The organism is Dietzia sp. HMSC21D01 (genome assembly GCF_001815995.1).
In the GTDB taxonomy this organism is placed as follows: Bacteria; Actinomycetota; Actinomycetes; order Mycobacteriales; family Mycobacteriaceae; genus Dietzia; species Dietzia cinnamea.
In genome coordinates, this window is sequence record NZ_KV824121.1 from 1 (window position 1) to 8,718 (window position 8,718).

Sequence of the window (8,718 nt, forward strand, 5' to 3'; positions counted from 1 at the left end):
GACCGGTCCCCGCCGCGGCGGCCTCCTCGGCCTCACGAGCCCGGCGGCGCGCGGCGCGGCTGCTCAGTACGGTGTCGTCGGTGATGCGCGGGATCTCACCGGTGAGCTCGGAGACGCTGACGCCCCCCTCCTCGGCACGGCGACGTCGACGCCCGCCCGGCGCGGCCTGCTGCTCTGCGCCCATGCGCTTGAGCAGCTCCGCCACGGTGATCTGCTGGCCCTCAGCATCCTCGGCCATCGTCAGCTCCCCTTCCCGTCGCCGCCCACGTCCCGGTCGAGACGCTGCAGGATCAGCCCCTCTCGCAGGGCCCACGGACAGATTTTCACACTTTCCAACCCCAGTGCACGCATGGCGGCCTCCGCCACCAGCGCGCCCGCCACCACCTGATGCGAGCGGTCGGAGCTGATCCCTTCCAACTCTGCCCTGTCCGCGGCCGTCATGCGGGAGATGAACGCGATCACCTGCCGCAGGCCCGCCGCCGTGAGGATCCGCTCCACGCGCGGCCCCTCCGACGACGGCGCCGCACCCGTGAGCCGGGCCAGCATCCGGAACGTCTTGGAGGTGGCGCACGCCAGGTCCGGCTCGCCCGCGGCGCGGATGGCCCGCGCGGGGCCGTCGAGCTCGGCGTCGATGTAGTCGCGCAGCTGGTTGATGCGCTTGCGCTCGGGCGGATCGGTCTTGAACCAGTCGTGCGTGAGGCGGCCCGCGCCGAGCTGCAGGCTGTACGCCTGCTCCGGCAGCTCGTCCTCCCCGCTGGTCATCTCCAACGAGCCTCCACCGATGTCGAGGTTGACGATCCGCCCCGCGCTCCACCCGTACCAGCGGCGGGCGGCGAGGAACGTCATCCGCGCCTCGTCCTCGCCGGACAGGACGCGCAGCTCGATCCCGGTCTCCCTGGCGACCTTCTCCAGCACCTCGTCGGAGTTGGCCGCGTCGCGCACGGCCGAGGTGGCCAGCGCCATGACCTCACGGCACTTGGTGGCGCGCGCGAGTTCGGCGGCCTCGTTGACCGCGTCGATCAGCCGGGCGATGCCGGTGCGGGAGATGTTGTTGTCCTCGTCCAGGTACTCGATCAGCCGCAACCGGGTCTTGGAGTCGTTCATCGGGGTCGGGTGACCACCCCGGTGGGCATCGACCACCACGAAGTGGACCGTGTTACTGCCCACGTCCAGGACACCTAATCTCACACGACCACCCTAAACGGTCTACGGTCGCAGGTTGTGACCGCCACCGACCGCCCCTCGAACCCGGGTACCCCTCTGCCCGAGGTTCCCCTGGACTTCCCCCGCGAGTGGTACACCTTCCCCGACCCGGCGAACGACGAACACCTCATCTCCGCCGACATGACCTGGCTGCTGTCCTCGTGGACGTGCGTCTTCGGCACCCCCGCCTGCCACGGTATCGAGGCGGGCCAGCCCGACTCCGGGTGCTGCACGCACGGTGCGTTCCTCGCCGACGACTCCGACCGGCGCCGCCTGCGGGCCAACGTCGCCCTGCTCCGGCCCGAGGAGTGGCAGCACCGCGAGGCCGCCGAGCGCGCCGCGTCCGAGGAGGGCGCCGTCCTCGAGTCGTGGCTCGAGGAGGACGAACTGACCGGCGACGACGGCGAGATGGAGCCCGCGCTCAGGACACGCCGCCTAGGCGGCCGATGCGTGTTCTTCAACGACGTCGGATGGCCCACCGGGTCGGGCTGCGCCCTGCACCACCTCGCCGCGCGGACGGGGCGTAACCTCCCCGAATCCAAACCCGACGTCTGTTGGCAGCTGCCGATACGACTCACGCAGGACACCGAGACCCGCGCCGACGAGGTGGAGATCCTCCACACCCGTGTCGGCGAGTACGACCGCCGGGGCTGGGGCCCCGGCGGGCTCGACCTGGACTGGTACTGCACCGGCTCGCCCGAGTCGCATGTCGGCACCGAGCCCGTGTACGTCTCCCTGCGCGACGAGCTGGTCGAACTCCTCGGCGCCGAGGCCTACGAGGTGCTCGCCGCGGCGTGCGGGCGCCGGCGGCAGCTGGGCATCGTCGCCGTTCACCCGGCGACCGAGCGCGCCGCCGGCGGGCGGGGCGGTCAGGACTCGAACTTGTAGCCCAGCCCGCGGACGGTGACCAGGTGCACCGGCTTGCCCGGGTCCGTCTCGATCTTCGAGCGCAGCCGCTTGACATGCACGTCGAGGGTCTTGGTGTCGCCGACGTAGTCCGAACCCCACACCCGGTCGATGAGCTGACCGCGCGTGAGCACCCGGCCCGAGTTGCGCAGCAGGTACTCGAGCAGGTCGAACTCCTTGAGCGGCAGCGTGACCGCCGCGCCGCGGACCATCACCGTGTGCCGCTCGATGTCCATCCGCACCGGCCCGGACTCCAGGACGCCGATCTCCTCGACCGGCTCGGCCTCGGACTCCGCGCCGCGCCGCAGCACGGCCCTGATGCGGGCGATGAGTTCGCGGGCCGAGTAGGGCTTGGTCACGTAGTCGTCGGCACCCAGCTCCAGGCCCACGACCTTGTCGATCTCACTGTCCCGAGCGGTCACCATGATCACCGGCACGCTCGACGTCATCCGCAGGCGCTTGCACACGTCGGTGCCGGACATGCCGGGCAGCATGAGGTCGAGCAGCACGATGTCCGCACCCTCGGACTCGAAGCTCTGCAGCGCGGTCGGGCCGTCCCCCGCCACGTCGACCTCGAAGCCCTCCTTGCGGAGAAGGAACGCCAGCGGATCCGCCAACGAATCCTCGTCCTCCACGATCAGCACCCTGGTCACGGCACCTGGTCCTCTCCTTGTGAGACGTGCTCGGCGGCGGGGGTCGTCCCGTCGCCACCCGGCTCCACGTGGGCCGGGAGTTCGAGTGTGAAGGTCGACCCCGTGCCGGGGCGGCTCCACAGGCTGACAGTTCCGTTGTGGTTCTGCGCGACGTGCTTGACGATCGCGAGCCCCAAGCCCGTCCCGCCGGTCGCCCGCGAACGCGCCTTGTCCACACGGAAGAACCGCTCGAAGACGCGGGCCTGGTGCTCGGGGGCGATCCCGATGCCGCGGTCGGTGACGCGCAGCATCACGGTGTCCCCGTCGATACCCCGGGTGATCGACACCGGCGTGCGCTCGGGCGAGTAGTTGACCGCGTTGGAGACGAGGTTGGTCAGCGCCGTGACCAGCAGGGTCCGGTCGCCCTTCACCTCGAGGCCGGACGGAGCGTCGGTGATGAGCTCGATCCCCGCCGCCTCCGCCGTCGACGCGGACCGGCGCAGTGCCTCGTCCACCACGTCGTCCACGTCCACCGGCTCGGGGTCTCGGATCCGCTCGGCGCCCTGCAGCCGCGAGAGCTCGATCAGCTCGGAGACCATCTTGCCCAGCCGTTGGGCCTCGCTCACCACGCGTCCGCCGAAGTACTCGACGGAATCCGGGTCGTCCTTGGACTCCAGGAGCGCCTCCGCGAGCACGGCCATCGCCCCGACCGGGGTCTTGAGCTCGTGGGAGACGTTGGCGACGAAGTCGCGGCGGGCGGCCTCCATGCGGCGATGCTCCGAGTCGTCATCGGCGAACACCACCACGAACTGCTCGTTGTACTCGCCGAGGATCTCGCTGCGCCCGCTCACCGAGGGGATGCGCCGTCGACCGGTGAGGATCTTGGCGGGCAGGTCGAAGCGCGTGGGTTCACCGGTCGTGAAGGTCGCCTGGGCGGCCAGCCACACCGTCTCCACCAGGAGTCGGTCGTCGACGATCCCCAGCTCCGCCGCGCGACGATTGTAGAGGACCACGTCCTGGTGCCGGTCCACCACGGCCAGCGCGTACGGCGCCTGCAGGTAGACCCCCTGCAGCACCTCCAGCCTGCTCGGCCCGGCCTGCTCGGCACGGCGACGCTCCGTGCGTCGGTTGATCAGCGGGACGACGAAGCCGCCCACGACGAAGCCGATGACCCCGGCGACGATCGCGAGGAAGATCCCCAGACTGACCTGCACGGCCCCGATCCTACGGGGCCCCGCCCGCGCCGCCCGAATCGGCGAACCCCCGTCCACCGGCGGGAAGTCCGCTGGTGGACGGGGGTTCACGGCCCGTTCACCGGGCCTTCACCTGCGACGGGCCGTCCGACCGCCCCGGGGTCGGGGATGCCGCCGCGTGCGCTACTTGCCGCCCTGGTCGGCGACCGCGGCCGCACCCGCGGCAGCGGCCTCCGGGTCGAGGTAGGTGCCGCCCGGGTTGGCGACCAGACCGGACTCGTCGAACCGGTACACCAGCGGGATCCCGGTGGGGATGTTCAGGCCCGCGATGTCGTCGTCCGAGATTCCGTCGAGGTGCTTGACCAGTGCGCGCAGCGAGTTCCCGTGCGCGGCGACCATCACCGTCTTGCCCTCCGCGAGCTTCGGCGCGATCTCGGCGGCGTAGTACGGGATGAAGCGGTCCACGACGTCCTTGAGGCATTCGGTCAGCGGCACCTCCGGCAGATCGGAGTACCGGACGTCGCTCGTCTGCGAGTACTGGTTGTCCGCGTCGATCGGCGGCGGCGGGGTGTCGTAGCTGCGGCGCCACAGCATGAACTGCTCGTCGCCGAACTCCTCCTTGATCTCCGCCTTGTTCAGCCCCTGGAGCTTGCCGTAGTGCCGCTCGTTGAGCTTCCAGTGGCGGATGACCGGCACCCAGTGGCGGTCGCACGCGTCCAGCGCGATGTTCGCCGTGGTGATCGCACGACGCAGCAGCGAGGTGTAGAGCACGTCGGGCAGGATCCCCGCCTCCGCGAGGAGCTCGCCGCCGCGGACCGCCTCCTCTCGTCCCAGATCGGTGAGGTCGACATCGACCCAGCCCGTGAACTGGTTGGACGCGTTCCACTGGGACTGCCCGTGACGCAGGAGGACGAGTGTTCCGTAAGCCATACGCTCATTATGACCTGCCGCCGGAGGACTACGGTGCAGACATGACCGCACTCGCCGGAGCCGACACCCCCGCACACCCCGACCGGCCGTGGACCGTGCACTACACCCCGGGCACGACGCACGACCTCGACTACGGCACCACCACCCTCATCGACCAGTTCGATGCCGCCGTCACCGCCCACGCCGACCGGCCCGCCACCGAGTTCTTCGGCCGCCTGACCAGCTACTCCGATCTCGGCCGCCGGGTCCGCCGCGCCGCAGAGGGCCTGCGCCGGCTCGGCGTCCGGCCCGGCGACCGCGTCGCGGTGCTGCTGCCGAACTGCCCCCAGGGCGTGGCCGTCTTCTACGCGGCCCTGCGCATCGGGGCGATCGTCGTCGAGCACAACCCCCTGTACACCGCCGACGAGCTCGAGGGCCCCTTCACCGACCACGGGGCGAAGGTCGTCGTGACGTGGAACGTCGTCGCCGACGTCGTGCGTGATCTCGCGGACCGCCCCGGCACCCGGATCGAGCACGTCCTCGCCGTCGACCTCCTCGACGCCTTCCCCACCGCCAAGCGACTCGCGCTGCGACACCTCCCCGTGCCTGCGCTGCGCGCCTCCCGCGCCAAGCTCTCCCGACCGGCGCCCGGCACCCTCGACTGGGGCGAGCTCGAGACCGGCCCCGAGCTCGACTTCTCACACCCGCGGCCCGCCGCCGACGACGCCGCGCTCATCCTCTACACCTCCGGCACCACCGGGACCCCCAAGGGCGCCGTGCTCACCCACGCCAACCTCGTCGCGAACGCCACCCAGGGTCGCGCCTGGGTCCCCGGGCTCGAGCCCGGCCGCGAGCGCTTCCTCGCGACCCTGCCCATGTTCCACGCCTACGGGGTGACGATGTGTGTGGTGTTCGGCATCGCCCAGGGAGCGCGCCTGCAGTTGGTGCCGACGCCCGACATGGACCTCGTCATGCCGATCTTCGCCAAGAACCTGCCCACCTTCATCCCCGCCGTGCCGCCGATCTACACCCGCATCCTCGAGGAGTCGGCCAAGCGCAGGATCTCCCTGCAGGGCGTGCGGTTCTCCTTCTCCGGCGCCATGAGTCTGCCCGCCGACCTCATCGAGAAGTGGGAGTCCGCCACCGGCGGCCTGTTGGTGGAGGGGTACGGGATGACCGAGACCTCGCCGATCATCGTGGGCAATCCCATGTCGACGGCGAGGCGGGCCGGCGCGATCGGCGTGCCCTTCCCCGACACCGACATCCGGATCGCCGATCAGGACGATCCGTCGAGGGACGTACCGCGCGGCGAGCCCGGTGAGCTGCTTGTCAAGGGCCCGCAGGTCTTCCGCGGGTACTGGGGCAACGAGGAGGCCACCGCCGCGACGTTCCACGACGGCTGGCTGCGCACCGGCGACATCGTGGTGCAGGATCCCGACGGCTTCCTGCGCGTGGTCGACCGCATCAAGGAGATGATCGTCACCGGCGGCTTCAACGTCTACCCCTCTGAGGTGGAGGCGGTCCTGCGCACAGCCCCGGGCATCGCGGACTGCGCGGTGGTGGGTCGTCCCGCCGCCGACGGGGGCGAGCAGGTCGTGGCCGCGGTGGTGCTCGAGCCGGGGGCGACGCTCGACGTCGACGCGGTCCGCGCGCACTGCCGGGCCTCGCTGACCGGGTACAAGGTGCCACGCGAGTTCGTCGAGGTCGACGACCTGGCCCGCAACCCGATGGGCAAGGTCCTGCGCAAGAAGGTCGCCGAGCAGATCACCGACTAACCGCCCGCGCGCGCCGGGCGCCGGGCGTCGGGCGTCGGGCGCCTACTCCGGCTGGGGCAGGTCCTCGGTGAGGTGGCGGAACGCGTCGAGGTTGCGCAGCGGCTCACCGCGCGAGACCCGCCACTCCCATTCGCGGCGGATCGACGTGTGGAAGCCGGTCTCGAGGATGATGTTGAAATCGTGGTCGGCGGCCTCGAGCACCTGACCCAGCACGCGGTCGAGCTCCTCCTCGGTCACCGCGACGAGCGGCATCCTGCCGACGAGGTAGATGTCGCCGTTGTTGTCCAGCGTGTACGCCACCTGGTACAGCCGACGATTGCGGCGCAGGAGATACTTGTAGACCTTCTCGAAGTCCTCGTCCGGGTTGCGGCACACGAACGCCTCGACGCGCACGCTCTCCTTGTTCACCGTGAGATGGCAGGCGGTCTTGAGCCGCTTCTCCCCCGGCAGCTGCACGACGAAGGTGTGGCCGTCGGCCAGCGTGGACTCGATCTCCCGCTCCACGAGGAAGTCGTGGATCCGGTCCACTGTGGGCTGGTCGAAGTCGGGCTCGCGGGTCTCGTCGCTCATGGTGGGGCTCCTTCGGCGGTGGGGCGCGTCGTCCCTCGTGTCTACTCGAACTTCTGTCTACGCGAATGACGCCCACGAGGGGTTCGGTGCCCGCGCTCCGGCGGATGGTCCGGGCGGCCGGGCGCGGTCAGGACGCCGCCTCCGCACGCCGGGCGTGGTCAGGACGCCGCCGCCTCTGCACGCCGGGTCCGGTAGGCGGCCATCGTGCCCGCGTACGACTCCAGCAGTCCGTCGGCCGTGGAGTCCCAGCTGAACCCGGAGGCGTGCACCGGGGCGGCCCGCGACATGGACAGGCGCAGCTCGTCGTCGTCGAGCAGTCCCGCCAACACGTCCGCCCACCGACGCGGGTCGTGCCCGTCCACGGTGAGCCCGGTGCGGCCGTCGGCGACGGCCGTCGGCAGCCCGCCCACAGCGGCGGCGACCACGGGCGTCCCGCACGCCTGCGCCTCGAGCGCGACGAGCCCGAACGACTCCGAGTACGACGGCACCGCCACGATGTCCGCGGCGCGGTACACGTCCACCAGCTCCGACGGCGGGCGCGGCGCGAGGAAGTTCACGCGGTCGGCCACGCCCAGTTCCTCGGCGAGCTCCATGAGCGACCGCGGCCGCTCCATCCCGGACCCGCTCGGCCCGCCCACGACCAGCAGGCGGACGTCGCGGTGGGGTTGCGCGCGCACGATCTCGGCGAGCGCGCGGACGATCACGTCGGGGGCCTTGAGCGGCTGGATGCGGCCGACGAAGGCGATGACCTCGGTGCGCTGCGCCAGGCCCAGCGCGCGGCGGGCCCGCTCGGTGCCGCGCTGCGTGCCGGGCGTGTACTGGTCGAGGTCGGCGCCGGGCGAGACGACGTCGATGTCGGCCGGGTCGGCGTCGTAGAAGCGGACGAGTTCGTCGCGCTCGCCGGTGGTGTTGACGACCAGGCGGTGCGCGGCGTCGACGATCTGTTGTTCCCCGATGCGCCGGGACTCGGGCTCGGGCGTGTCACCGGCGGCGAGCACGGAGTTCTTGACCTCGGCGAGGGTGTGCGCGGTGTGTACGAGGGGCACGCCCCAGTGCTCGGACGCCACCAGCCCGGCCTGACCGGACAGCCAGTAGTGGGAGTGGATGAGGTCGTAGTGGCCGGGAGCCTGGCCGGCCTCGGCGCGCATGACGCCGGCGACGAACGGGCACAGCTGCGTGGGCAGGTCCTCCTTGCGCAGGCCCTCGAACGGCCCGGCGACGATGTTGCGGACCAGGACGCCGTCGCCGGCCTCCTCGACGGGCGGCTGGGAGGAGTGGGTCGCACGGGTGAAGATCTCGACCTCCACGCCGCGGCGGGCCAGCCGGCGGGCGGTCTGCAGGACGTACACGTTGAGGCCGCCGGCGTCGCCCGTGCCCGGTTGGGCGAGCGGGGAGGTGTGGAAGGACAACACCGCGATGCGTCGGGGCAGCGGGTGCGCGGCGCCGCGGTCGAGCTCGGAGACGGTCACCCGCTCGATTGTGCCCCCGCCCGCGCCGGGGTGCACGTCGCGCGGGGCGGGGTGCACCTCG

At 71.4% G+C, this 8,718-nt stretch carries 8 protein-coding genes and 1 pseudogene; 2 read left to right on the plus strand and 7 right to left on the minus strand.

Annotated features, from left to right (window positions below):
• Nucleotides 1–238, minus strand: a pseudogene (locus HMPREF3086_RS16205) (hypothetical protein); the annotation flags it as partial.
• 2 nt (nucleotides 239–240) lie between these two features.
• Complete coding sequence (locus HMPREF3086_RS16210; protein ID WP_207913541.1) at nucleotides 241–1,188, minus strand: Ppx/GppA family phosphatase; 948 nt, start codon at nucleotides 1,186–1,188, stop codon at nucleotides 241–243.
• 33 nt (nucleotides 1,189–1,221) lie between these two features.
• On the opposite strand from HMPREF3086_RS16210, the gene HMPREF3086_RS16215 reads away from it, so the two are divergent.
• The gene (locus tag HMPREF3086_RS16215) at nucleotides 1,222–2,091 is read left to right on the plus strand and encodes a DUF3109 family protein (RefSeq protein WP_070722937.1); all 870 of its coding nucleotides are present in this window, start codon (nucleotides 1,222–1,224) and stop codon (nucleotides 2,089–2,091) included.
• Here the strand turns inward: HMPREF3086_RS16215 and HMPREF3086_RS16220 are convergent.
• From HMPREF3086_RS16220 to HMPREF3086_RS16230, 3 genes are all read right to left on the minus strand, one after another.
• The gene (locus tag HMPREF3086_RS16220; RefSeq protein WP_061915403.1) at nucleotides 2,073–2,762 is read right to left on the minus strand and encodes a response regulator transcription factor; all 690 of its coding nucleotides are present in this window, start codon (nucleotides 2,760–2,762) and stop codon (nucleotides 2,073–2,075) included. The two genes, HMPREF3086_RS16215 and HMPREF3086_RS16220, sit on opposite strands and share 19 nt — an antisense overlap.
• Complete coding sequence (locus tag HMPREF3086_RS16225) at nucleotides 2,759–3,955, minus strand: sensor histidine kinase (protein ID WP_070722939.1); 1,197 nt, start codon at nucleotides 3,953–3,955, stop codon at nucleotides 2,759–2,761. The genes HMPREF3086_RS16220 and HMPREF3086_RS16225 overlap by 4 nt, the downstream gene beginning before the upstream one ends.
• A 162-nt stretch (nucleotides 3,956–4,117) precedes the next feature.
• Nucleotides 4,118–4,864 (minus strand): phosphoglyceromutase, encoded by a 747-nt coding sequence (locus tag HMPREF3086_RS16230; protein ID WP_070722941.1) that lies wholly within the window; start codon nucleotides 4,862–4,864, stop codon nucleotides 4,118–4,120.
• Nucleotides 4,865–4,905: 41 nt separating this feature from the next.
• Here HMPREF3086_RS16230 and HMPREF3086_RS16235 point away from each other — a divergent pair, with 41 nt between their 5' ends.
• Nucleotides 4,906–6,618 carry a long-chain-fatty-acid--CoA ligase gene (locus tag HMPREF3086_RS16235; protein ID WP_070722942.1) on the plus strand — a complete coding sequence of 571 codons (1,713 nt, stop codon included), beginning with the start codon at nucleotides 4,906–4,908 and terminating at the stop codon, nucleotides 6,616–6,618.
• A gap of 42 nt (nucleotides 6,619–6,660) precedes the next feature.
• Here the strand turns inward: HMPREF3086_RS16235 and HMPREF3086_RS16240 are convergent, their stop codons facing one another.
• Complete coding sequence (locus HMPREF3086_RS16240; RefSeq protein ID WP_246831026.1) at nucleotides 6,661–7,188, minus strand: type III secretion system chaperone family protein; 528 nt, start codon at nucleotides 7,186–7,188, stop codon at nucleotides 6,661–6,663.
• A gap of 158 nt (nucleotides 7,189–7,346) precedes the next feature.
• The gene (mshA, locus tag HMPREF3086_RS16245; RefSeq protein ID WP_070722947.1) at nucleotides 7,347–8,657 is read right to left on the minus strand and encodes a D-inositol-3-phosphate glycosyltransferase; all 1,311 of its coding nucleotides are present in this window, start codon (nucleotides 8,655–8,657) and stop codon (nucleotides 7,347–7,349) included.
• Nucleotides 8,658–8,718: the final 61 nt, after the last annotated feature.

What these genes read in the sequence shown, in the direction of transcription:
- HMPREF3086_RS16230 (WP_070722941.1), bottom strand. Translation starts at nt 4,864, where the DNA reads ATGGCTTACGGAACACTCGTCCTCCTGCGTCACGGGCAGTCCCAGTGG.
- HMPREF3086_RS16235 (WP_070722942.1), top strand. Translation starts at nt 4,906, where the DNA reads ATGACCGCACTCGCCGGAGCCGACACCCCCGCACACCCCGACCGGCCG.
- HMPREF3086_RS16240 (WP_246831026.1), bottom strand. Translation starts at nt 7,188, where the DNA reads ATGAGCGACGAGACCCGCGAGCCCGACTTCGACCAGCCCACAGTGGAC.